The organism is Ruegeria sp. HKCCD6604 (genome assembly GCF_013110635.1).
Taxonomy (GTDB): domain Bacteria; phylum Pseudomonadota; class Alphaproteobacteria; order Rhodobacterales; family Rhodobacteraceae; genus Ruegeria.
This window is the reverse complement of record NZ_WVQW01000005.1, coordinates 112388-137271: the sequence shown is the minus strand read 5'-3', so window position 1 is coordinate 137271 and position 24884 is coordinate 112388. Positions and strand designations below refer to the sequence as shown.

The following is a 24884-nucleotide window of genomic DNA, read 5'->3' as shown; positions in this document are numbered from 1 at the left end:
TGTTCGCCCCACCTGTTCAACCCCGACGGGCCTTTGATGCCGTTGCGCCCAGCAAGGGAAAGCCCCGGCCAACGCTGAAGCAAACTCACGCGTTTCCGGGGCATTGTACACAGGTTATTTTACGGATCGGCTGAACCCACAGGGATCAGACAAAACGGTTCACGTAGTTCTCGAGGATTTCCTGACGCCCCGAGCGCGGATCTGGATTGAGACCCTCGGCCAGCACCCGCGCTGCAATCTCATCAAGACCAGAGGTCAGCATTGCCTGCGCCTCGGGCGTATTCCAGCCCGCGTACCGATCAGCCAGCGCCTGTTCCAATCCGCCATCTTCGATCATCGCTGCCGCTGCTTTCAGGCCCCGGGCACAGATATCCATACCGCCCACATGCGCGGCGATCAGATCTTCGGCATCGATCGACTGCCTGCGCAGCTTGGCGTCGAAATTGGTGCCGCCAGTGGTAAACCCACCCGCCTTCAGGATGTGGTAATAGGCCAGCGCAACCTCGGGGGTGTTGTTGGGGAACTGATCCGTATCCCAACCCGATTGATAATCGTTTCGGTTCATGTCGATGGAGCCCAGCATCCCCTCGGCCGCGGCTACGGCAATCTCATGTTCAAAACTGTGTCCCGCCAGGATCGCGTGCCCCTGTTCGAGGTTCAGTTTGACCTCATTCTCAAGCCCATATTTGCGCAGGAAACCAATGCAGGTCGCGGCATCGAAATCATATTGGTGCTTTGATGGCTCCTGCGGTTTGGGTTCGACGAGGATCGCACCTTTGAACCCGATCTTGTGCTTGTACTCGACCACCATGTTCAGGAACCGGCCCATATGATCCAGCTCGGTTTTCATGTTGGTGTTGAGCAGCGTCTCGTACCCTTCGCGCCCACCCCACAGCACATAGTTTTCTCCGCCCAGCTTGTGGGTGGCATCCATGCAGGATTTCACCGTGGCGGCAGCAAAGGCAAAGACGTCGGGATCGGGATTGGTGCTGGCACCGCCCATCCAGCGGCGATGGCTGAACATGTTGGCTGTACCCCACAACAGCTTGGTGCCGGATGCCTGCATCTTTTCACCAATATAGTCGGTGATCTCGTTCAACGTGCGCAGATTGTCGGCGAAGTTCCCCTGCTCTGGACGGATATCGGCATCATGCCAGCAGAAATAGGGCTGTCCCAGAATCTGGAACATCTCGAACGCGATATCGGCCTTCATCTTGGCGCGGCCCATGTCATCCTGTGGGTGCCAGGGGCGCTCGAAAGTGGGGCCGCCAAACGGATCCCCGCCCTCCCACGCGAAGGAATGCCACCACGCCACGGCAAAACGCAGGTGATCCTCTATGCGCTTGCCCAAGATGATCTCGTCCGGGTTGTAGTGACGGAATGCGAGCGGGTTCTTGCTGTCCTCGCCTTCAAATTGGACTTCTTCAATTCCCTGAAAAAAACCGCTCGTCATTTCGCTTACCTCATTCCGTCTTTTCGCCGGGCTTTTTGCCCAGAATGATCATCGACAACAGATCGTCATCGGTGACGTCTGCGATATCGACTGTTCCAACCAATTGCCCGTTCTTCATGACCGAGGCCCGGTCACACAGCTCCATCACCGCGTGTACATCATGGTCGATCAGGAAAATCCCGATCCCCTGCGCCTTGAGCTGTTGGATCAGGTCCGCCACCATCTGTGTTTCGTGCGGGCCAAGTGCGGCCGTGGGCTCGTCCATGATCAGGATACGCGCGTTGAAATACACCGCCCGTGCAATGGCCACCGATTGACGCTGACCGCCCGACAGGGCCGAGACCGGATCATTGAACTTCTGAAAGTTCGGGTTCAGCTGCGCCATGATCTTGCGGCATTCCGCCTCCATCGCGGCGTCGTTGACCAGACCAAAGGGCGTGACCATTTCGCGGCCCAGAAACAGGTTCGAACTTGCATCCAGGTTGTCCGCCAGCGCCAGCGTCTGATAGATCGTCTCGATATTGTTGGCGCGCGCGTCGCGGGGGTTGTTGATCTCGACCTTCTTGCCGTCGATCAGGATTTCGCCATGGTCCATCTGATAGGCGCCCGAAAGAACCTTGATCAGGGTGGATTTGCCGGCCCCGTTGTGGCCCAGAAGGCCCACGACCTCGCCCGGGTAGAGATCAACCGACACATGGTCTACCGCCTTGATACCCCCGAAGGAAATCGAGATATCGCGCATTTCCACCAGCGGAGGCTGGCCCGATCCGCGACCCGAAGCCCGGTTCTGTGTTTCTTGTGCTTGCATCATTTCGCCCCCAGACGTTTGCGATAGACGATGTCGATATAGACGGCCAGAACCAGGACGGTGCCGACGACGATATTCTGAAACGGCGCGTCAACGCCAACCATGGCCATGCCCGATTGCAGCGCCTGCATGATCAGCGCGCCAAGGATTGCGCCGTAGATCGTGCCGATGCCGCCGGACAGCGCCGTTCCACCGATCACGGCGGCGGCAATCACGCGCAGCTCATCCAGCGTTCCGATATCGTTCGAGTGATTGGCCAGACGGGCCGAGGCCACAACCGCCGACAGCGCGCACAGGAACCCCATCAGGGCAAAGATCTTGACGGTCATCAAACGGGTGTTGATGCCCGACAATTCGGCTGCATCCGGGTTGCCGCCAGTTGCAAAGATATAGCGTCCAAAGCGGGTTTTGCGGGCCACGACGGTCAGCGTCACCGCCACAATGATCAGGATCAGGACCGAAATCGGGATGCCGTATCCCACAACCAGCCCTTCCGGCATGGTCTCGCCGCGCGCTTCGAACATGCGTTCAAGCCGACGTGTCGGGATGGCATAGCTGTTGACGATAAAGACATAGCCCATGATGGCAATGCCAACGATCCCGGCAAGTGTCGCTTCGGCCCAGACTGGCTTGACAGGGAACCCATGAGCCGCTTTGGACCGGCGACCGCTCCACAACGCCCAGATCGCGATAGCAGTGGCGGCAAGGCCGAACAGGAGGCTGACGGTTGTTCCCAAGGTTCCGTTGGTGCCGCCAAACATCAGAAACGTGCTGTCCAGCGGGCCGATTGTCTGGCCGTCAGTCATGTACCAGGCAACGTTGCGCCAGACCAGAAACCCACCAAGCGTCACGATAAAGGCTGGGATGGTCAGATACCCCACCATCCAACCGTGGAACGCACCGATCATTGTCCCGACCGCAAGACCCACCACCAACGTGATCGCCCATGTCGCGGGGTGGTTCAATCCCATCCCCAACACGTTCGGCAACAGCTCGGTCTGTGTCATCGCCATGACGGCAGATGTTGTCGCCAGAAGTGCGCCGACCGACAGATCGATGTGGCGCATGACGATGATGAACACCATGCCACAGGCCATGATGGCGACCGAGACGGTTTGGATCGACAGATTGAACAGGTTTCTGGGCGTCAGAAAGCGGCCGTCCGTAAAGATGTTGAAGCCGATGCACAGGATGATGAAGGCGCCGATCATGCCCAATAGCCGCATATCCAGTTCCAGTTGCTGAAACAGGTTGGACTTTGCTTTTTGGGGTACCGGCTGAGACGAAGTTTCGGTCATATCCGATCTTTCATGTTCAGCTATGATCTCTGGCCCACCCTTGCGGGCCAGAGATATCATGGTTTGGAACTTGGATTAGTTACAGGGTGCAGGGCCGTTTTCGACGCCCTGACACAGGTCTTCCAACGGAATCCAGCCAGCATCGACCACGACGGACAGGTTGTCTTTGGTGATCGGTACAGGCGCAAGGAAGACCGAATTCATCTCGGTTCCGCCGGGCGAAGTCCATTTGATGGCACCTTCAATGTCCTCGGGGCTGGTTCCGTTGCTCAACGCAACTGCAATTTCCCCGGCAGCTTTGCCCAGCTCACGCGCATCTTTCCAGACAGAAACGGTCTGCGTACCCTTGGCAACCCGGTTCAGCGCCGCGTGATCGCCATCCTGACCCGAGACCGGAATGCCTTCCATGCCCTGCGCGGTCAGTGCTGCAACAACGCCGCCGGCAGTACCGTCATTCGAGGCCACGACGGCATCGACGTTGTTTTCATTCGCGGTGAGGATCTGTTCCATGTTGCGCTGTGCGTTCGCAGGCAACCAACCGTCGGTATAAGCTTCACCCACGATGACGATATCGCCGCTGTCAACGGCGGCCTGGATGATCTCTTGCTGACCGCCGCGCAGGAAATCCGCGTTCGGATCCGTGGGCGAGCCCTTGATCATCACATAGTTGCCTTTCGGCATCGCCTCGAACACCGCGCGGGCCTGCATGCGGCCGACTTCAACGTTATCGAATGTCAGATAGAAGGCACGGTCATCTTCGATCAGACGGTCATACGCGATGACCGGAATGCCTTCGTCAGCCGCCGCCTGCACTGCCGGGCCGATGGCCTGGGAATCCTGCGCCAGGATGATCAGCGCATCAACGCCCTGGGCGATCAGACTTTCAATATCCGACAATTGCTTGGCAGAAGAAGATTGGGCATCCGACGAGATGTATTCCGCACCGCCCGCTTCCAGTGCAGCCTTGATCGCCGCTTCGTCGGTCTTCCAACGCTCTTCCTGGAAATTCGACCAGCTTACGCCGACCGTGGGCTCTGCGAATGCAGCTGTCCCCATCAGGACCGCCACGACAGAGGCGCTGAGAATTCGTTTCATGATTTCCTCCCGGTTTCATTGAGCCATCGTTTCATGATTCGTGGCCCCGATAATTCTGAGTAGCATATTTATTTCAGTCGGTAAAATATTTATGCTATCGGTAACTGAAAAAACCACCTAGGTTGAAACAGGGATCAGATTCGCGAGGGCAAGATGCTGAAAAGCAAAGCTTCTTCAAATGCCACGGACCAAAGGAACGTCACTCGCCTGCGCGTTCTGGAAAAAATCCGGGCCACAGGAACCATTTCGCGAATCGACATCGCCACCGCGTTGGAGACCAGCCCAGCGACCATCACGTCCGCCACTGCCGATCTGCTGTCTGCCGGTCTGATTGCGGAAATAGAAAGCGAAACACCTTCCAAATCAGCGCGCCGCGGCAGACCGCGGGTACAGCTGAAACTAAATGGCGCGTCACATCTGATCGCGGGCGTGAAAGTCGCCCGCCAGCAGGTTTCAGTCATTCTCGTGGATTTTGAAGGAACCGAAATCACTTCGTACACGCATCCGCTGGACCAAGCCCGCATGGCCCCGGATGCGTTTGCCAAGAAGATCCGCGGCGTGCTTGATCAGGCCTGCGCCTCGGCAAACCGATCCCTTGCCGATTTGTCAGGTGTCTGCATCGGCATCGCTGGCCTTATCGATGCAAATCAGAACTTTGTGCATTGGTCATCTTCGCTGACGGAACGAAATGTGGATTTGAGCCCGCTGTTGTCCAAGGTGCTCCCCTGCCCCGCCTTCATCGAAAACGACGCCAATCTGGTCGCAAAGGCGGAACAGCTTTTTGGGTTGGGAAAGGGGCTGAAGAACTTTTTGGTTGTTACGATCGAACATGGCATCGGCCTGGGCATCGTCCTTGATGGCAAGCTTTATCGCGGTGAACGCGGATGCGGCGCAGAATTCGGGCACCTCAAAGTTCAGTTGGACGGTGCCTTGTGTCAGTGCGGCCAGCGCGGATGCCTGGAGGCCTATGTGGGGGAATACGCCCTGATCCGCGAAGCCACGATCGCCAGTGAAGCAACGGATCCCCGCACTCTTGTCGATATACTTGCAGCAGCAAAAGCCGGCGACGCCCGATCCATTTCCGTTCTGGCCCGCGCGGGCCAAATGTTCGGGATGGGAGTTTCGAACCTGATCAATCTGTTCGACCCCGAGTGCATTATCCTGTCCGGCGCCAGAGGCCGATTTGACTACCTGCATTCAGACGAGGTGATGGCACGTGTCCAAAACGGCGTCGTCAGCGTCGACGCGCCGTTGCCGGAAATCAAGGTCAACCACTGGGGCGATTCAATGTGGGCAAAAGGGGCAGCGGCTTATGGAATTGAACAAGTCTCTATCCTGAAGGTCAGGGAACTGGCGGCTCATGCGAACTAAGATGGCACTCTTGCTTGCGGCAGGTTCCGCTGCCGCTGCGGACACCGTTCCACCCCGCTTTCAAAAGGTGGAAACCCCCGGCCATGTTTACGATGGCGGCTGGGAACATTTCGTCGGCGGGGGTGTCGCGGTCTTCGACTGCAATGATGACGACCGCCCTGAAATGTTCGTGGCAGGCGGATCAAGCCCAGCGCAATTGTTCATCAACACAGCCGACACAGAGGTCCGTTTTCTTCAGGATACGCCCGGCCATCTATCCTTGACCCGTGTGACCGGCGCATACCCGGTGGATATTGACGGCGATGGGTTCCTGGACCTTGCGGTTTTGCGCGTAGGCAAAGACCTGTTGCTTCGTGGCAAACCGAACTGCGCGTTCGAGCCGTTCACGGCACTGAATTTTCAATCTCAGGACCATTGGACCACCGGCTTTTCCGCCACTTGGGAACGGGGGCAAACCCTGCCAACGCTGGCCTTTGGAACCTATGTCGACCGAAGCAATCCGAATGGACCTTTTGAGGCTTGCGGGCCGACGCTTTTGTACCGACCCCAAGGCGAAAAGTATGGCGATCCTGTCCGTTTGGAACCCGGTCACTGTTCCCTGTCGATCCTGTTTTCCGACTGGGCGCGCACCGGTCGCGCGGATCTGCGTGTCAGCAATGACCGCCACTATTATGTGCGTGGCGGGCAAGAGCAATTGTGGGCCATGGAAGACACCCCGCGCCTGTACAGCGAGGCCGATGGATGGCTACCCTATTCGATCTGGGGCATGGGGATCGCCTCGCGGGATCTGACCGGTGACGGGTTTTCCGATGTTTATCTGACGTCCATGGGGGACCAGAAATACCAGGTTTTTGACCCTGCATCAGATGGGCCGACATGGCGGGATGCGACTTACGACCGTGGAACAACGGCACACAGGCCACATGCAGGAGGAGACGGCCGCCCCTCGACCGGCTGGCATGCACAGTTCGGGGACGTCAACAATGATGGGCTGGACGACATTTTCGTCGCCAAAGGCAATGTCGAGCAGATGCCCGACGCGGCGCAGAACGACCCCAACAATCTGTTGATGCAGACCTTCACCGGTCAGTTTGTCGAAACAGCATCAGAGGCTGGTGTCGCGTCCATGGCAAAGTCCCGCGGCGGGGCCCTGGCGGATTTCGACGGGGATGGGTGGCTGGATTTGGTGGTGGTCAATCGTGGCTCGGACCTAGAGGTTTTTCAGAATGAACCGACGACCGGCAACTGGCTCATGATTGATCTCGGCCAGAGCCACCCCAACAGACAGGCAGTCGGCAGTTTTATCGAGGTCAGGACGCCCGAGGGCATTCAAACCCGTGAAGTGACCATTGGCGGGGGGCACGCCAGCGGAATTGCCGGGTTCCACCACTTTGGTTTAGGAGACCTCGAAACCGCAGAAGTACGGGTGATCTGGCCTGATGGTGAACATGGAGATTGGCAGAAGGTAGATGCCAATCAGGTGATCCGCCTCGGCCGTTGATCACTGATCGACGGGCAATCCGCTGGGAACCGTTTGGGGAACACCCAGCCGCACAGCCGGATCTTCCAGCGTGCCCAGAAAACTCAGGATGGCATCGACCTCGTCATCACTCAGGTCGATGGGCGCCAGATCGTTTGACGCAGCTATGGCTTCGACATGCCGGGGATCAAGCAAAGCCTTTTGATCCTCTGCCCCGAAAAACTCTGGCAGGTCAGCCATTTCGATGGCGTAGTTCCGCAACGCGGAAACCGGGTCCAGATGATGGCGCACGATATCCTCAAGCCGTGCGTAGGCACCGCTGTGGCCATATGGCGCCGTCAGGGTCACGTTGCGCAGCGAAGGCGTGCGGAATGCGAACGCATCATCCTTGTCGCCCGTGACGCGCAGTCGCCCGTCATCCCGCACATGATTTTCGAAACGAGCTGATTTTCCGGGGCCTATCTGAGGCATGGCGATGGAATGGAACCCGTGATCGGTCTGGAACCAGCCGGAATGGCAGGCGCTGCATCCAGCCTTTCCGTAGAACAGCGCCATCCCCAGCTGCGCTTGTTCGGGCAGCGTGTCTTCGCCTCGCATCGCACGATCAAACAGGCTGTTGTCAGCCCGCCATTCAAACGCGATGAAATCGGCAATGACATTGGCGATTGCGGTAAAGGAGATGTCTTCTCCGGGCGCGATGTCATCAAATCGCCTTTGATACTCTGGTATCGCCGCCACACGCACGGCGATCAGATCCCAGGCGCCACCCTCTTGGGTCAGCAAGCCGAGTCGTACGGCCTTGCTCACCTCGTTTTCTGAATAATGCCCCGCCATTTCGTCAGGTGACAGCACCGGAAACATCGCCTGCGCCGCCAAAGCCGATTTGAACCCCGGCCTCATATGCGTCCCCAACGGGGTTCTGATGCCATTGGGCTGTGACGGATCCGTCTCGAGGCGACCGTCATGGAAAAACGTCGTGAATTCCAGCGCCCCGAGGTTCCACATCGCGGGCGAGTTCCGGGGAATGCGCTGCTCGGGCCTGTTGTCTTGTGTGACCTTGCGCTGACCACCCAGCCCAGCGCCACCTTCGCCGATACCCAGTGAAAGCCGGTCGGATGTTCCCAGTTTCGGATGATGACAGGTTGCGCAGCTGATGTTCTTGTTGCCCGACAGGATCGGATCGTAGAACAGCAGTTGCCCCAACTCTGCGTTTGAAAAGTCAGGTTCGATGAATTCAGGTTTCGGACCAAGGTCTTGCGCCTGAGCAACTGAAAGCGACATCCAGATGCCTACGGCATGTGCTGCAATCTGAAGTCTCATGATCGTTCCTCGGATATCTCAAGTGTCAGAGTTTGTTGATACGGGCTGTCCGGCGTATGGATGACGGTCGGGAACGCGGGGACATTCACGGCGTTCGGATATCCTGACGGTTCAATGCACAGCCCCGCACACGGGCTAAATCGGCCTGACAGATGTGCCCCGGCATAGACCTGTACGCCGGGTTGATCTGAATACAGGTTCATCTTCAATCCCGAAGGTGCCGTGACCTCTGCGACCGGATGATCATGGGTTCCACCGTCATCAAACACAAAATAATGGTCCAGCTCGCGCCCCTTTGCCCCGACGATGCGTGACAACGCGAAATCTGGCACACTGTCGCCGACGGCTGAGATATCTCCGGAAGGAACGGAACGCGCGTCCAGCTCCAGCACCCGGTTCGACCTCAGCCTGAGCCGGCAGTCCAGGATATCCTCAGGACAGCCCAGAGTGTAGTAATTGTGCTGCGCGATGCTGATCGGCGTTGGGCGATCCGGGCGCGCGCTGATTGTATAGATCAGACGCGGACAGGTCAGTTCGACATGCACCTCGAATTTGACTTCACCGGGAAAACCGCCTTCATCTTCAGGTGAAGTCAAGGACAGAACCGCCTGATTTGGAGAGGTTTTCACGATATTCCAGTATTTGCGCGACAGCCCGCTCGGGCCACCATGCAGCGTTGTCGGCCCTTCGTTTGCTGTCAGGTGATGAACGCGCCCCTGCAATGCAAACTGTGCCCCGCCGATGCGGTTGGCCACTCGCCCGACCATCGCGCCAAGGTAGAACGGGTCCGACAGGTAATCCTGCGGGTTTTCGTAGCCCAATATCAAAGGTGTTTCGCCAAGCCACCAGCCTCGCGTGATTGCGCCATAGTTCAACAGGGAAACGGACATGTTGCCGTCTTCCAGAAGGACCTGCTCGACAGGCCTGGGTTTGGGATCAGCCATCAGCGCGCGGCCAAAGGGGACAAAGCAGCATAGTATTCGCGATACCGCTGATATTCCGCCTCATATGCGCCGGACAGCTCGACACGTGGTTCAACACGCTCAGCGACTTCCGGGGCCAGCATGACATCCTTGGGGTCGGCGCCATCCACCGCACATGCAGCAAGACGCGCCGCACCTATGGCTGCGCCGAACCCACTTCCATCGGGCACAGCAAGCGGCGTGTTCAGAACCGTGGCCAGCGTTTCCAGCCAAAACCGAGACCGCGCACCGCCACCGACGACCAGAAGACTTTCGGGATTGGTGCCCGTGCTTTTGAGCGCCTCCAAACAATCGCGCATGGCAAAGGAAACCCCTTCTGTCACGGATTGCGTCAGATCAGCGGGTTCCGATGCGATATCCAGCCCCAGGAATGCCCCGCGTACGTCGCTGTCGTTGTGAGGCGTCCGTTCACCGGACAGGTACGGAAGGAATGTAATCTTTGAAGGCCCCTTCACCGAATCCGGCAGGGTCGATGCCAGCGTGCCGACGGGTTGACCGAGGTGACGGGACAGCCAGTTGAGACTGTTGGTGGCCGACAGGATCACACCCATTTGAATCCAGCGATCCGGCACCGCATGGCAAAAACAATGAACGGCTGTTTCCGGCGCGGGCGCATAGCTTTCCTTTGCGACAAGCAACACACCCGACGTGCCCAATGAAAGAAATCCGCTGCCCTCACCGATGCTTCCGATGCCGCAGGCCGCTGCCGCGTTGTCACCGGCCCCGCCGGCAACCACGACGGGCCCAGTCAGGCCCCATTGCCGAAGGATCTCTGACCGCAGCTCTCCGCCTGCCGAACTGCCTTCAACCAGCTCTGGCATTTGATCCCGGCGCATATGGCTTTGATCCAGCGCAGTGTCTGACCATTCACGTTTTCCAACGTCCAGCCATGCCGTACCGGCGCTGTCGGACATGTCGCTGACATAGGAACCGGTGAGCCAGAAACGCAGATAATCTTTCGGAAGCAACACCTTGGATGTCTTCGCAAACATGTCAGGCTCATGCCCGCGCACCCATTCCAGCTTGGGTGCGGTGAAGCCCGGAAAAACGATGTTCCCGGTGATCGCGCGCATCGACGGCAGACCATCCAGCTCCGCAGCTTCCTGCGCTGATCTCGTGTCGTTCCAAAGGATACAGGGCCGCAGCACATTGCCATCCCGATCCAGCAACGTGGCACCGTGCATGTGGCCGCTCAGACCGACGCCGCGCACCGCAGAAAATGCAACACCGTTCAACGCGCGTAATTGGGCAACGACGTTTTGGCAGGCTTCTACCCAATCGGACGGATCTTGTTCCGACCAGCCGGGATGCAAAATCGATGTCTCGACACCTGCCTCGGCTTCAGCAACGACTTTGCCCTCTTCGCTGACCACAATTCCCCTAAGACCTGACGTCCCCAAATCCAGACCGAGATACACGCGATTTCCCCCTTCGTATGCCGCACGGATCGCGGGCGCAGCAAAGCGCACCCCAAGCCGATGTCGGACCTTACCAGCACAGTTTGCGCTACCACAACAATTCCAAACAAGAGATGGCCGGTATTTTTGCGCACCGCCTCGCAGACCGCGTGAAATCATCGACAAACCCGATCATGGTTTAACTGAACTCAGCTGGACCGGAAAATTTTTCGAATTGCCTGACGCGGATTTCACGTAAACAGTTCAATCAGTTCTCAGCCCGCTGATTTCGTTTTGACTGACCCTCTGGAAACGAAAACAGCCTTAGGAAGGAATGCGTCGAATGCAGTCACATGCCAAGGTTGTCGTCGTTGGAGGCGGATGCGTTGGGGCTTCGGTTCTTTATGGTCTGACGCAGCATGGATGCACAGATGCAGTCATGCTGGAGAGAACGACGCTGACCTCCGGCTCCACCTGGCATGCGGCGGGTCTGCTGGTTACCTTCGTGCGATCCCACAATGTTTCGAAGATGACGATGGAGACCATCCGCATCTATTCCGAAGTCGAAAAGAAGGTCGGCGCTTCGGTCGGGCTGCGCCAGGTGGGCCAGTTGCGCGTTGCCAATACGCTGGAACGCTGGGACGAGTTCCTGTCCTATGTCTCGATTGCCGAACCTGCCGGTGTGCCCTGCAAGCTGCTGACGCCAGAGGAAATCGCCGAACTGCACCCTCTGCTAAACCAATCGGAACATATTCGCGGCGGCATCCTGCATACCGAGGACGGCTATGTGAACCCGGCCGACATCACCATGGCGATGGCCAGGCTGGCGCGCGAGAAAGGCGCCAAAGTGTTTCAGAACACCGAAGCGCTGGCTTATGAAAAACTGGAAAACGGTCATTGGAGGGTGACAACCAATCAGGGTGAGATCACTTGCGAACATCTTGTCTTCGCGACCGGAAACTATGCCCGCGAAAACGCGCGCCGTGTTGGTCTGGATCTGCCTTGCATTCCAATCGTTCACCAATATTGGACAACGGAAACCGTTCCGCTGCTGAAAGAACGCCGCGCGCAAGGGTTGCCCGAGTTCCCGATCCTGCGGGATGAAGATTACGGTGCCTATCTGCGCGAAGATGTGGGCGGCATTCAGTTCGGTCCTTATGAGTTCACCAAAGACCTCAAGCTATTTGCCGAAGATCGCGTTCCGCCTGACTTTGGTGCCGACCTCTTGCCCGAAGACTTCGACGCGGTCCAAACGCAGTGGGAACGTGCCATCGAGAGGGTTCCGACACTTGCAGAGGTGGGTATCAAGGCCAACACCCGAGGTCCGTTCCAGATGACACCGGACGAGTTGCCGCTTGCGGGGCCTGCGCCGGGGCATGAAAACCTGTGGCTGGCCGAAGGCATGCCCGGCGGCATATTGTGGGGGGGCACTGTTGGTGAACGCCTGGCCCGCTGGATTGTCGATGGGGATCCGGGCATGGACATGTCTGAACTCGACCCACGCCGTTTTTCGGATTACGCGTCCAAGCGGTGGACCATGGACAAGGTGCGCGAAACGTGGGGGACCCACATGAACGCGCACATTCCCGGAGAAGATTTTCCCAACGCGCGCCCGATGAAAACGATGGGGTCCTACGACTTGCTGAGCGCGCATGGCGCCGTCTGGACCAGCTCCAACGGATATGAGTTTCCGCGCTGGTTCGCCAAATCGCGCGAGGACGCTGTTCCGGAACATTCCTTCCGTCGCACCAACCACATGGAACGCGTTCAGGAAGAGGTGCGCACCACCCGTGACGTGGCCGGATTCATCGAGATGTCACCGATGACCAAGTTCACCCTGCGCGGACCCGGGGCCGCCGAATGGCTGGATGGCCTCATGGCGAACAAGCTGCCCAAAGTGGGGCGAATGACCCTGTCGCTTTTGTTGAACCCAAAGGGCGGCATGGATGCGGAATATACGGTCGTCCGCTATGCCGAGAATGATTTTTACCTGGTCTCCACCCCGAACTGGCGCGCCTACAACTGGGATCAACTGCGACGTTTGCTGCCCAATGACAGCTCTGTCCTTCTTGAAGATTTTTCAGAACAATTGGGCGTGATTGCTCTGGCTGGCCCCAAGGCACGAGAGATCCTGCAACCATTGACCGACAATGATCTGTCGAACGAAACCTTCCCCTGGCTTTCTGCGCAAATGGGTGAAGTGGGGTACGCCAAGGGCGTTCATCTGCTTCGCGTGTCCTATACCGGCGAGCTGGGGTGGGAACTGCATCACCCGGTCGGTTACAACCGCCATCTTGTCGACCTGCTGCTGAAGGCCGGTGTGAAACCTTTCGGGCTTGAGGCACTGGAATCCATGCGTCTTGAAAAATCCTATCGCGCCATCAATCGCGAAATTTGCAAGGACATGACGCCATACGAGGCCGGCCTTGATCGGTTCGTGGTAACTGATGGTCGCGACTTCATAGGCAAGGCCGCTCTTTTGAAACAGAAAAAGGAAGGGACGTACCGGCGGTTGGTCACGCTGAAGCTGCCCTTTGGCGAAACATCGGTGATGTTTGACGAGGGTGTCTATGCTCAGGGCAAGCTGATCGGACGTGTCACCTCGGGCGGGTTCTCTTATTATTGCAACCACGACATTGCGATGGCACTAGTGCCACAGAACATGACGGCGCCCGGAACGAAAATGCAGGTGCTGGTCCACAATGAGATGCGCGACGCCGTGGTCATCGACACATGTGCTGTTGATCCCGCAAACACACGCCCGCGCGCTTGAGTGCGAAAACAGAAAGACTGGACTCGAACCGATGACCGAACAACTGACAAAAACGCTTTCACTTGCCGAAGTTCGGGACTTGGCCAAATCGGTTTTTGTTTCTGCCGGGGCGGACTCGCGCAGCAGTGATGTACTTGCCGATATCGTCACCCGGTCTGAACGGGACGGCCCGCGCAGTCACGGGTTGCGCATGTTGCCGGTCTATGTCCAAAGCTTCACGTCCGGCTACGCCAACGGGCACGCGAAGCCCAAAACCGAAAAGGTTGCCCCGGGCGTTTTGCGCTGTGATGCCGACAACGGGTATTATCAGGTTGCAGCGGCAGCGGCCCGCGAGGACCTGATCGCGATGGCCCGGGAAAACGGGATTGCCGCGTTCACCTGTGCGAACTGCCACCATCTGGGTGCGTTACGGTTTGACACCGAACCTTTGGCCGAAGCCGGATTGGTGGCCTTTGCCGTGATCAACTCGTTGTCCATGGTGGTTCCGCAAGGTGGGGTTCGCCCGGTTTTTGGCACCAACCCCATGTCTTTTGCCTGCCCGCGTGACGGCGACGCGCCCGTGGTCTGGGATCAGGCCTCGTCCATGGTGGCCCTCATGGATATCCGCATGGCCGCTGCCGAGGGGCACGACCTGCCCCGCCCTGCCGGTCTTGATCCCCAAGGCGAGCCCTCAACAGACCCGAATGCCATCCTTGAAACCCGCAGCCTATTGCCGTTCGGAGAGCATAAGGGAGCCGCGATCGCTTTCATGGTTGAGGTGTTGGGCGCCGCGCTGGCCGGTGGGACCCTGTCCGTGGACAACGAAGAACGCGAATCCTTCGGCGCCCTGAACATCAAAGGTGGTGCGACCCTGATTGCCATCGATCCCACCCGGTTCGGCAACGCGGCCTTCAACGAATATGTCGCCCGCATCTGCGCCGAGATTTCCGGCAACGGATCCGCCCGGGTTCCGGGGGACGGTCGCCTTGCAAATCGGGCAGCCGCCGAAGCCCATGGCATCGACGTGAGCACCGAGGTTCTGGCCGCACTTGGCTGAAACTGAAATCACCCGCCATCGAATGGCCGGACAGCACCTGCCCGGCTTGCCAACCAAGCCACTCAATGGCCGCCGAAATAGGCCTCGAGCAAGCGTTTGTCATTTCTCAGTTCGTCAGCTGTACCCGACGTCTGCATCCGCCCGGACTCCAGCACATAGATGCGGCTGGCAAGCGACAGGGCAAAATTGGCATTCTGTTCCGTGATGACGACGGTCAGCCCGTATTCCTTGTTCAGCTGACGGACGACTTCGGCAATCTCGTGACAGATCTTCGGGGCAAGACCGATCGTCGGCTCATCGACAAGCAGCAGTTCCGGGCTGGTCATCAAGGCCCTGCCAAAGGACACCATCTGCCTTTCCCCGCCGGATTGGGTCGACGTCTCCTGCCCTTCCCGTTCTTGCAGACGCGGGAAAAGACTGTGCACCATCTCAAGGTTGTTTTCGATGTCGTCTCGTGCGGTGAAGGCCCCCACCATCAGGTTGTCGCGCACCGACATATAGGGAAACAGGTTGAACCGCTCGGGCGCATAGCCCACCCCGTGACGCACGATTTCCGAAGGGCTTCGACCGGCAAGGCTGTGCCCGCGCAAGCGGATGTCGCCTTCGATTTTCACAAGGCCCATGATGCTGTCCAACAAGGTGGATTTACCTGCACCGTTCGGGCCGACCACGGCGACAATCTCACCGGGCTGCACCGTGATCGAAATATCGGTCAACGCCCGGGCCTTGCCGTAAAACGCGGACAGGTTCTCGATTTCCAGATAGGACATCAGACGCTCCCCAGATACGAGGCCTGAACGGCCGTGTCGTTCATCACGTCGCTGAACGCGCCTTCGGCAATCATGGTGCCCCGCTCGATGGCGATGGCGCGGTCGATCAGCGGTTCCAGCGCCGGCAAATCATGGCTGACGATCAAAAAGGTCATCCCGTCCTTGCGCATGGATTGTATGAGATCGGAGATCTGCGCGATTTCACCGACTGTCAGACCTGCAAACACCTCGTCCAGCAACATGACACGCGGTGCGGTGGCCATGGTTCGGGCCATTTCGAGCTTGCGCAGATCACCCATGGCCAGTTCGGCGGGTGAGCGGCTCAGATCCGTTTCCGTGAACCCGACACTCAGCGCGAGCTCTTTTTCCCTGTCCGTATCCGGCCGCGAAACGATCATGCGCCATATGTCGTCCGGCATCAGGCCAACCCTGATGTTTTCTGCAACACTCATGTCGCCGAACGGCCGAGGTATCTGATAGGTTCTACTGACCCCGGCCCGGATACGCTGAGGCGTCGACAGTGCCGAAATCTCATTGCCGAACAGCTCGATCGTACCGCTGTTCTGCCGCAATTCGCCCATGATCTGGCTGAATACCGTCGTCTTTCCCGCGCCATTCGGACCGATCAGGCCCAGCGACTCTCCTTCTTGCAGGGAAAAGGACAGATCATTCGTGGCCACCAGCCCGCCGAACCGTTTGACGAGACCGGAAACTTTCAGCGCAACGGTCATGCCAGCCCCCCTTTCCGCAGTCTTTGAAAGCCGCGTTGCACAAGTTCAACCAATCCCTTTGGCTGATACATGTAGAGAAGCAGTGCGATGGCACCGTAGACGAAATACCGTTCAGCCCCGGGAAGCAAGGGGCGCAGGTATTCCAGAAGGAACGTCATGAAGAACGCACCGATCATGGGGCCGATGATGGTCGATGTTCCGCCCAGCAATGCCGCTACGATGATGGTGAAAAGAAAGTTGATGTCAAACAGCGCGCGGGGCGCGAGTGAGCCCAGGTAATGGACATAGAACGCCCCGCCAAGACCGGCGATGAACGCGCTGGTCAGAAACGCAAAGGCCTTCAACCGCGTGGTGCTGAGCCCCGAACCGCGCACGCTTTCTTCATTCATTCCGATGGCGGCCAGTGCAGTGCCCAGCCGGGTTTTCATCAGCAGCCACATGCTGACCGCCACGCTGAGCATCAGGGCCGTGGACAGGTAGTACCCGTTTGCCGCGCCGCGTGTCAGAGTTTGAATTCCCGACATCCCGCGTGTGCCGCCGGTCAGATCCGGGCGGATCACCTGAACCAGCTGATAGAGCAGCTCCATGAAAGCCAGTGTGACCAGCGCGAAGTAGCTGCCGCGAATGCGCAGAGCGGGCAACAACACAATCAGGCCTGCGATCATCGTAACCAACACGGCCACAGGGATTGAGATTTCGACCGGCACGTCAAACCGTTTGGTCAGGATGGCAGTCGTATAGGCCCCGATACCGATCAGGAAGGGATGCCCGAAACTCACATACCCGGTCCTGCCTGACAGCACATCCCAGCTGATAGCGAAGATGGCCAGATAGTTGGCAAAGATCATCGTGCGCAGCGTCCCGTTCGAGACGACCTGGGGCAGCAGCAGCATCCCCGCAATCAAGCCGCCCCAAAGGACAAAGTGAAACCAGCGCAGACCCATGTTACAACTCCTCGCGGCCGAACAGGCCCTGCGGTCGCGTCACCAGCACGCCGATGATCAGCAGCATGGTGAAGACACCGCGCAGTTCCGGCGCCAGGGTGGCGACAACGATGACTTCGAGAAAGCCGACGATATGAGCAACGACCAGCGTGCCGATGATCGACCCGATGCCGCCCACAATGACGACGGCCACCGAGATGATCAAAGGCGCAACCCACATTGACGGCGAAAGCTGCGTATAGCTGGCGAAAAACACGCCGCCCAGCGCACCCAGTGCCCCTGAGATACCCCATGTGATCAGGTTGATCCGATCCGGGTCGATCCCTGAAATCGCGGCCCCCTTGGCGTCCATCGACACCGCCTGCATCGCCCGCCCTGTATGTGTCAGGCGGACAAAAGCATACAGGCCCAGCAAAACGGCCCAACTGATCATCGTTGCGATCAGGATATTATAGGTGACGGACGCTCCGGCCACGTTGATCACGCCCGGCACGATCGGCAGCAGGATCTTGCTGCTGTCGCCAAATACAAGAACGATCCCGGCCTGAATCACGACCGCCAGGATCAGAGTCGAGATCTCGACGGCTACGTGATCCCCTTTCAGGGTCTTGACGACCAGGCGGTATTTCAGAACCCCCATCAGAACGCCCAGAACCACGGCCACCGCAACGCCCATCAGCTTTGGCATTCCCAGCGTCTGGGACACCCAGAAATACATGTACCCGCCGACCATCAGATAGGCACCGTAGGCCAGGTTCAGGACCCGACCGATGCTGAAGATCAGCGTGAAACCCATTGCGATAAGCGCATAGAGACCGCTGAGCAAAAGCCCCTGGATCAGTATTTGCAACATGTAAGGATCCCTGGCTGCGGGTGCGCGCACCCGCGCACCCATTTCAAGCTAAGCGAACGGACAGGTTACTGTTTGACCCAGCTTGGCAAGGTGAATTCACCCGTCGCGTATTTCTCGGGATAGACAACGGCGGCGGTGCCGTCCTCGTACCATTGGACCACGACCATTGACGGCGCGGCATCGTCGAACGGCTCGGACAGATCAAAACGGATATTGTGCGGATAAGTCCGGCCTGTCACGGGCTCTACCTCGTCATCGCCCCAAAAGGCGTAACGCAGCCACAGCTGGCCATCCAGTTCCAGAACCAGATCCTGTTTCTTCATCGCATCGGCCCAGCCTTCGACATTGTCGAAACCGCCGGCCTCTTCGGCTGCGGCCATCGCCTGTTTCAGCCCATGATAGGCATTGAACCCGTTGAAATGCGGTAGCAGCGGGCGGCTGTCATACTTCGCCTGATAGGTATCGACAAACTCCTGGCTGGCCGGATCGAGCCGAAACCCGACCGAAGGGATCGGAGACAGGGTCGAGATACCGCCGCCAGCACCGCCCGTATCTTCCCAATACTCCATACCCAGTGCAGCGACGTTCACGCCCGTCATCGCCATCGGCACCTGAAGTTTCACGTATTGCGATGACACAACCTGCGAATTCACCGACGAGACCTGATAGATGAAGTCCGCCCCGGTATCCTGCGCGCGGCTGAAGATCGGAGCGAAATCGACGGTGGCGACGTCATAAGTGATGATGTCCTTGACCTCGATACCCGCAACCGGTGCAAGCGCTTCGGTGACAAGGCCGGTGATCGCCTCGCCAAAGGCCGTATCTTCCGCCAGAATGACGACGGAATCCCACCCCATCTTTTCCTTCAGAACATCCGCGCCAAAGTTGATGTACAACGTGGCCAGCGCCTCATCCGAGGCGATGTTCATGAAATAGGGCGCCATGCTTTCAGGGTCTTCGACCACCATGTCGATGATGCCGATATAGGATGTCCAGGTGTCCAGCGTCGGAATCCGGTATTCCTGCATGCGGGGCAGCCATCCCAGCGACACATCGTCAATCGAGCCCGAGATGATGAAATCGACCTCTTCCGTTTCCGCAAGGTATTCATAGGCCCGGATGCCCTCGGTCGGGTCCTGTCCGGTATCCGCCGAGACCAGAGTGATCTGTTCGCCCATCACGCCGCCATTTGCGTTGAGCTCTTCAATCGCAATCTCGGCCCCGCGCAGCGTCGACAATCCCGTGTCCGAGGAAAGCGACCCAATGAATCCTACCTTGATTTCCGCTCCGGCCGCCGAGGCCATGAGCGCGATGCATGTTCCGCTGAGCAGCGCTGTCTTGATCATCACATTAGCTCCCTGTGTCTCATTATGCCTTCTTGTATTCTGTATACAGTACACAAGAAGATGGTTCGATCAATTCCTTTCTTGAAGACTCATGTTCAGAATCCGCTGATTTCGCCGTTTTCATCGTGGATCACGGCATCCACGTCGATTTCCACCATCAGCCCCGGCTGCGTCAGCCCAGCCTGAACGGCGGTCAGAACCGGATCGATCCCCTTGAAAACTTCGCCATGCGCCTGCGCAAACGCGCCTGCTTGGGACAGATCGGTCAGGTAGGCGCGCACCCGCCCTACATGTCGCAGTTCGGCGCCAACCTCTTTCAGTGCGTCCTCGATGCGTGACAGGATGTAAAAGGTCTGCGCACCAACGTCCCCGGGCGCGTGGATGCGGCCCGTCGGCTCGATGGCCGTTGTCCCGGCAACCCAGACAAAGGGGCCGATGCGCTTGGCCCGAGAGTACGAGGCCACCTCTTCAAACCGTCCGCCGGATTTCCAAAAACGCAGGGTCACAGGCCCAGCCTCACCCGGATCGCTTCAGCCGCGTTTTGCAATGCCGCGGTTTCTTCGGCGGTCAGCCGCAACTCCTCGACCTCAACCAATCCGCCTGCACCCAGATGGGCTGGCACGCCCAGCACGACACCGTCGATGCCGTATTCCCCGTGCAGCATGACCGAAACCGGAACCGGGCCCGTGCGCGCGCCCCGAATGTGATCAATCAATTCGATCGAGGCATGAGCCGGAGCTATCGTTGCAGAGCCTGACTTCCGAAGCGCAACCACCTGACCGCCCCCGGTGATCGCATCCTGAACACAGGCTTCGATCTGTTCGCGGGACAGAAATACATCCAGCGGACGGCCTTTGATCCTGGCACGGCTGGGGATCGGGGCCATTTCGTCCCCATGGCTGCCAAGCGTGAAGGCTTCGACGTCCGCAGGCGTGACACCCGCGGCCATCGCCAGCGCGTTGCGAAACCGGCTGCTGTCCAAAGTTCCTGCCATACCCAAAACCTGTTCGCGGGGGAAACCTGTTGCACGCAGCATCTCGACCGTCATTTCGTCCAGCGGGTTGGTCACCACGATCACGATGGCATTTGGCGCGGCCGACCGGATCGCTTCGGCCGACTGTCGGATCACGCGGGCATTCACATCGATCAGATCGGCACGTGTCATGCCCGGACGGCGGGCTCGTCCGGCCGTGACGACGACCACATCCGCCCCGGCCACCAGATCCATCGCTTCGCCACCGACACATCGGGCCCGCGCACCGGTGATCCCGGACGTATGATTGAGATCCAGCGCAGTCGAAGCCGCCAATCCCGGAGTGATGTCGATCAGCGCGATTTCATCCGCCATGTCCGCCATCGCCGCCAGATGCGCGACATTGCCGCCAACACCCCCTGCCCCGATCAAGGCAAGTTTGCCCAGCCTGCGGGCTTTGCGCGGCACACGCGAAGGGGCAACCCATTTGGGTGAACGGCGGTACAGCACCCGGCGCATGGAAACAGCACCATCCGTACGCGGCGGTTTCGGTCTCTCCAGCGGGCCATCCACCAAGGCGATACCAACACGCTCTGCGGTTTCACGCGCAAGGGCCGTCACGATGTCACCCGGCAAAACCTCGAATACGATCCTGCCCCGGCGGCGCGCATCCTCGACCGCATCCGAGCCTATGACGCGAGGGGTTGCCATCAGCCGTCCTGTCCGTCCACCGCCTCAATTGCACGCGTCGCGGCCTCGACGGCGGTTTTGACCGAATTTTCAGACCCCGAGATGAACAAGCGACCAAACCGCCCCACCGCGCGCACCTCGACGATGTCAATCTCGGCGGCCTTTTCGGCCTCATTCGCGGCAATCGAGATATATGCGGCCGGCGCGCATTCCACGATCCCCAACGTCTGCCCCGGCACGATCAACGCGCCCTTGCGCCATTTGTTCAAAAGCTGCGCCTGATAGGGTTCGACACTTGTGATGATTTGCGTGGAACTGATGGCAGGCTTCAACCGGTCTGTCATGGAAGCCCCAAGTTCGGCCAGCATCGCGTCCCGTGCAGCGGATACTTCGGCGTTTGAAGGTGAGCGGAGGATGAAGAAGCCGAATTCGCGCTCGACCATCTGCGTCGTCGCTTCGACCGAAGACGCCTTGAGCGCCCGGTCGATCAGCGAGAACACGCCATTGCCCGGCGCGAACTCTCCGATCAGCACGGTGTCACCGGACAAAGGCACTGACCCTTGCACCGTCGCGCCGTTGTAGGCAGCGAATTTCGGTTGCAGGTTGTCGATCTGCATCAGCGCCCGGATCGTGATCTCGCTCATGCGCCATACTCCTCGTAAATGTCGCGCCAGGGTCTGCTTTCATACGCGACCCGCTTGATGTTGATGAGATGCAGGGCGGTGACGTTGTCCGAGGTGATCGACCCCGACCACGTACCGGTACCCAGCATGAAGGATGGTTCAAGGTCGGTGGAATACCCCATGCCGCCCATGATCCCCGGCGTATTCACCAGGACCCGCCCCGTGGGAACGGTGGAAAACCGAGCGACCACCTCGGGGTCATCGGAATGGATGACCGAGGAATGTCCCCAACCTTCGAATTTGGCAATGGATTGCGCCAGTTCGATGCCGTGATCGGTGGACTTCGCCTCGTAAAAGGCCAGCACCGGGTTCAGCTTTTCAGCCGAAAGCGGGCGTTGCCACCCCACTTTGGTCTCTTCCGACACCAGGCAGCGCGTGCGCGGCGGAATCGAGAACCCCGCAGCATCGGCCAGCGCCTGAGGGCTTTGGCCGACGCGTTCGGGATCCATTGCCTGAACACCCTTGAAGATGACCCGAGCCAGCCGATCAGCCTCGGCCGGGGTGCAGAAATAGGCGCCTTTGAGTTTCAGTTCATGGCGCAGATCGCGTGCAATTTCAGGATCAGCGACCACGGCCTGCTCACTGACACAGGCCGTGCCATAGTCGAAGCTTTTTGACGTCACGATCATCTCGGCAACTTCGGACAGATCGCGCGCCTTGGACTTGTGCACGTAACACGGCACGTTCCCCGCCCCGACTGCAAGCGTCGGTTTGCCACTGGAATAGGCGGCCTTGACCATGGCAGGGCCACCTGTCGCCATGACAACCGACGTGCGGCGATGCTTCATCAACTCGGCGGTGCCCTGAATGGTCACGGCGTCCAGGCATTGTATCAACCCTTTGGGTGCGCCCATCTGTTCGGCAACGCGCGCCATGATGCGGACGGTTTCCTTCCCGCATTCCACGCCGCGCGGATGCGGGGCACAGACAACGGCATTTCCCGCCTTCACCGCAGACAGAACCTTGTAGATGATCGTGGAGGTCGGATTTGTCACCGGGATAAGCGCCGCGACCACACCCATCGGCTCTCCGAAGGCCGCGATCTTTGTCGCATCGTCCCGCCACAACAGACCCAGCGTCGTGACATCCCGCAGGTAATCGGCGACCGACAAGGCGTTGAACAGATTCTTGACCCGCTTGTCTGCTACGTTGCCGTACCCGGTTTCCTCGACCGCCAATTGCCCCAACCGTTCAGCTTCAGGTTCGATCGCCCGAGCCATGGCATCGACGATGGCATCCACCTGTGCCGGGTCGGTGCCGAGAAAGGCGCGATAGGCTTCGAAAGCCGTTTCAGCAGCGCGCCGTGCGGCGGCGATGGATTTCAGATCAGCGTCCATCACGAGGCTCCGGTGGCAATGGTGTCAAAGATACGGCGGGCCTGATCGACATCGCCTGCGGAAATTCCGATGGTTTCCAGCCTGCGCCCGGACGCGGCCACGTCAGCGCCCAGGATGCGATCTGTCATGCAGATCAGGCTTTCCGTCAGAGGCGCAGTCAAACCTGCGAGCTGTGCGGCGGAAACAAGGGGCACCAATGACCCCAAGACGCCGTCGCGCATCAATTGGCGCGCGGCCTGCCGATCCGGGACCGGACGCGCGCCCGCCCCCCGCTCGGCGCCGGCATAGGTCGCGATCCAGTCATCGGTCTCGGGCAGGTTTCGAACGCCAAAGGCCTTTGCGACCTGCCGCCTTTCGCCAGCCAACCCGCGGATCACCTCATGCTGTTCCGGCCCTATGAACGCAGAGAATGTCCGGTTGCCTTCCAGCGGCACCCCGCCCATCGGCACCTCCGGTCCACCGGACCCCAGCCCCGCGCCACCAAGGATCAACGCCGGAATCTCGACCGCAGCGGAAAGATCGGCAAAGCCTGAGGCCAGAACCGAATCCAGCGGCTGGATGTTCGAAAGATAGGGTTGCAGCGCTTCAAGAACGTCCGCGCGGCCTCGTGGCAATGTCGCAGCAGCCATCGGTGCCGCCTGCGTCAGGGTCAGGCCCGCACCTTCGGCCTGATACCAGTATGGCAGGCCCTGCGCCTCGACCAGAGTAACGTCGGCAGTGCAGCCGCCTATTCGCAGCATCCAGACCGCTTCGACCGCGCCCAAAGAGCGACCGGGCGCCAGAACAAGCACCTGCCCATCGTGCAGATGATCAGCCAGCACCATCGCATAGGTGCGCTGTTTGTGGATCGGCCCGGTCAGAAAGATCGCCTGTGCGTCCCGCACTGCTGCATCCAACTCTGCCGTGGTGCGGATTGAAGGCCCGTCGCGATCCACCTGATACGTGCCCACAGGCCCTTCGCCGCGAATACCGATGCCCGAGGATTGCGCAAGCAGTGACAGTTCCGCCCCATAGGCCGAAAACAGCGTAACCTCAGCCCCTTCGGCCAGACACAGCGCTGCCAGAAGACGGGCATCCGAGCCGCCACCCAATACAGCAATGCGCTCAAACCTTTGGGCAACGGGTGCATCCCGTGTCGCGCCACGTGTCACCGCGCGCGTGAAATCCTCGAAACCGGCTGACATGGTACCTCCTCAAAGGGGTTGATCAGGCCGACGACCCGGCACCCAGCCCGTCGATGATTGCCTCAAGCTCGTCATGCGGCCGTGCGATCACGTGAACCGAGACCACCTCACCCACCTTGTTGGCCGCTGTCGCGCCTGCATCGGTGGCGGCTTTGACCGCGCCGACCTCGCCGCGCACAAGGGTTGTCACCAGCCCGCCGCCAGCTTTGGTCTGACCCACGATGGCAACGCTGGCTGCCTTGACCATCGCATCCGCGGCTTCAATCGCGCCGACCAGGCCGCGTGTTTCGATCATGCCCAGGGCCATCTGCCCCGCCACTGGTTTCGCCATTTTCTGTTCCTCCAAAAATTGATGTTTC

The 24884-nt window shown here is 59.2% G+C and carries 22 protein-coding genes; 4 read left to right on the top strand and 18 right to left on the bottom strand.

The window, feature by feature from the left end:
• Positions 1 to 145: 145 nt before the first annotated feature.
• From xylA to xylF, 4 genes are all read right to left on the bottom strand, one after another.
• The gene (gene xylA, locus GS614_RS13640) at positions 146 to 1453 is read right to left on the bottom strand and encodes a xylose isomerase (RefSeq protein WP_171726572.1); all 1308 of its coding nucleotides are present in this window, start codon (positions 1451 to 1453) and stop codon (positions 146 to 148) included.
• 10 nt (positions 1454 to 1463) lie between these two features.
• On the bottom strand, positions 1464 to 2261 hold the full coding sequence (locus tag GS614_RS13635) for an ATP-binding cassette domain-containing protein (protein WP_171119504.1): 798 nt from the start codon (positions 2259 to 2261) through the stop codon (positions 1464 to 1466).
• On the bottom strand, positions 2261 to 3559 hold the full coding sequence (locus GS614_RS13630) for a sugar ABC transporter permease (RefSeq protein ID WP_171726624.1): 1299 nt from the start codon (positions 3557 to 3559) through the stop codon (positions 2261 to 2263). The genes GS614_RS13635 and GS614_RS13630 overlap by 1 nt, the downstream gene beginning before the upstream one ends.
• Before the next feature lie 75 nt (positions 3560 to 3634).
• Complete coding sequence (xylF, locus tag GS614_RS13625; RefSeq protein WP_152457515.1) at positions 3635 to 4654, bottom strand: D-xylose ABC transporter substrate-binding protein; 1020 nt, start codon at positions 4652 to 4654, stop codon at positions 3635 to 3637.
• Between the two features lie 153 nt (positions 4655 to 4807).
• On the opposite strand from xylF, the gene GS614_RS13620 reads away from it, so the two are divergent.
• Together GS614_RS13620 and GS614_RS13615 are read left to right on the top strand one after the other, a co-directional pair.
• Positions 4808 to 6025 carry an ROK family transcriptional regulator gene (locus GS614_RS13620; RefSeq protein WP_152457514.1) on the top strand — a complete coding sequence of 406 codons (1218 nt, stop codon included), beginning with the start codon at positions 4808 to 4810 and terminating at the stop codon, positions 6023 to 6025.
• 1 nt (position 6026) lies between these two features.
• Positions 6027 to 7526 (top strand): CRTAC1 family protein, encoded by a 1500-nt coding sequence (locus tag GS614_RS13615; protein WP_253285372.1) that lies wholly within the window; start codon positions 6027 to 6029, stop codon positions 7524 to 7526.
• Here GS614_RS13615 and GS614_RS13610 read toward each other — a convergent pair whose 3' ends face one another.
• The 3 genes from GS614_RS13610 to xylB are packed head-to-tail and all read right to left on the bottom strand — an operon-like array spanning position 7527 to position 11226.
• Entirely contained in the window at positions 7527 to 8825 is a 1299-nt protein-coding gene (locus GS614_RS13610) for a cytochrome-c peroxidase (RefSeq protein WP_253285371.1), read from the bottom strand. It lies immediately after the preceding gene.
• Positions 8822 to 9769 (bottom strand): aldose epimerase family protein, encoded by a 948-nt coding sequence (locus GS614_RS13605; protein WP_171726570.1) that lies wholly within the window; start codon positions 9767 to 9769, stop codon positions 8822 to 8824. Before GS614_RS13605 ends, GS614_RS13610 begins: the two co-directional genes overlap by 4 nt.
• A complete protein-coding gene (gene xylB, locus GS614_RS13600; protein WP_171726569.1) occupies positions 9769 to 11226 on the bottom strand; it encodes a xylulokinase in 1458 nt (485 codons plus the stop codon). The genes GS614_RS13605 and xylB overlap by 1 nt, the downstream gene beginning before the upstream one ends.
• A gap of 322 nt (positions 11227 to 11548) precedes the next feature.
• Here xylB and GS614_RS13595 point away from each other — a divergent pair, with 322 nt between their 5' ends.
• Entirely contained in the window at positions 11549 to 13978 is a 2430-nt protein-coding gene (locus tag GS614_RS13595) for an FAD-dependent oxidoreductase (protein ID WP_171726568.1), read from the top strand.
• Positions 13979 to 14009: 31 nt separating this feature from the next.
• Positions 14010 to 15014, top strand: coding sequence for an Ldh family oxidoreductase (locus GS614_RS13590; protein ID WP_171726567.1), 1005 nt, complete (start codon positions 14010 to 14012; stop codon positions 15012 to 15014).
• Between the two features lie 62 nt (positions 15015 to 15076).
• Here the strand turns inward: GS614_RS13590 and GS614_RS13585 are convergent, their stop codons facing one another.
• The 11 genes from GS614_RS13585 to GS614_RS13535 form a co-directional block, all read right to left on the bottom strand.
• Positions 15077 to 15784, bottom strand: a complete 708-nt coding sequence (locus tag GS614_RS13585; RefSeq protein ID WP_171170480.1) for an ABC transporter ATP-binding protein — start codon at positions 15782 to 15784, stop codon at positions 15077 to 15079.
• Positions 15784 to 16515: an ABC transporter ATP-binding protein gene (locus GS614_RS13580; protein WP_171726622.1), complete on the bottom strand. Its 732-nt coding sequence runs from the start codon at positions 16513 to 16515 to the stop codon at positions 15784 to 15786. The genes GS614_RS13585 and GS614_RS13580 overlap by 1 nt, the downstream gene beginning before the upstream one ends.
• Positions 16512 to 17459 carry a branched-chain amino acid ABC transporter permease gene (locus tag GS614_RS13575; protein ID WP_171726566.1) on the bottom strand — a complete coding sequence of 316 codons (948 nt, stop codon included), beginning with the start codon at positions 17457 to 17459 and terminating at the stop codon, positions 16512 to 16514. The genes GS614_RS13580 and GS614_RS13575 overlap by 4 nt, the downstream gene beginning before the upstream one ends.
• A gap of 1 nt (position 17460) precedes the next feature.
• A complete protein-coding gene (locus tag GS614_RS13570) occupies positions 17461 to 18312 on the bottom strand; it encodes a branched-chain amino acid ABC transporter permease (RefSeq protein WP_171119493.1) in 852 nt (283 codons plus the stop codon).
• Between the two features lie 65 nt (positions 18313 to 18377).
• Positions 18378 to 19658 (bottom strand): ABC transporter substrate-binding protein, encoded by a 1281-nt coding sequence (locus GS614_RS13565; protein WP_171170476.1) that lies wholly within the window; start codon positions 19656 to 19658, stop codon positions 18378 to 18380.
• 95 nt (positions 19659 to 19753) lie between these two features.
• On the bottom strand, positions 19754 to 20164 hold the full coding sequence (locus GS614_RS13560) for a Rid family hydrolase (RefSeq protein WP_171228440.1): 411 nt from the start codon (positions 20162 to 20164) through the stop codon (positions 19754 to 19756).
• Positions 20161 to 21342, bottom strand: coding sequence for a malate dehydrogenase (locus GS614_RS13555; RefSeq protein ID WP_171726565.1), 1182 nt, complete (start codon positions 21340 to 21342; stop codon positions 20161 to 20163). Before GS614_RS13555 ends, GS614_RS13560 begins: the two co-directional genes overlap by 4 nt.
• Positions 21342 to 21965: a BMC domain-containing protein gene (locus GS614_RS13550; RefSeq protein WP_152457501.1), complete on the bottom strand. Its 624-nt coding sequence runs from the start codon at positions 21963 to 21965 to the stop codon at positions 21342 to 21344. The genes GS614_RS13555 and GS614_RS13550 overlap by 1 nt, the downstream gene beginning before the upstream one ends.
• Positions 21962 to 23341: an aldehyde dehydrogenase family protein gene (locus tag GS614_RS13545; protein WP_171726564.1), complete on the bottom strand. Its 1380-nt coding sequence runs from the start codon at positions 23339 to 23341 to the stop codon at positions 21962 to 21964. The genes GS614_RS13550 and GS614_RS13545 overlap by 4 nt, the downstream gene beginning before the upstream one ends.
• On the bottom strand, positions 23341 to 24525 hold the full coding sequence (locus tag GS614_RS13540; protein ID WP_171726563.1) for a hypothetical protein: 1185 nt from the start codon (positions 24523 to 24525) through the stop codon (positions 23341 to 23343). Before GS614_RS13540 ends, GS614_RS13545 begins: the two co-directional genes overlap by 1 nt.
• Positions 24526 to 24547: 22 nt before the next feature.
• Complete coding sequence (locus GS614_RS13535; protein WP_117869464.1) at positions 24548 to 24856, bottom strand: BMC domain-containing protein; 309 nt, start codon at positions 24854 to 24856, stop codon at positions 24548 to 24550.
• Between the last annotated feature and the right edge of the window lie 28 nt (positions 24857 to 24884).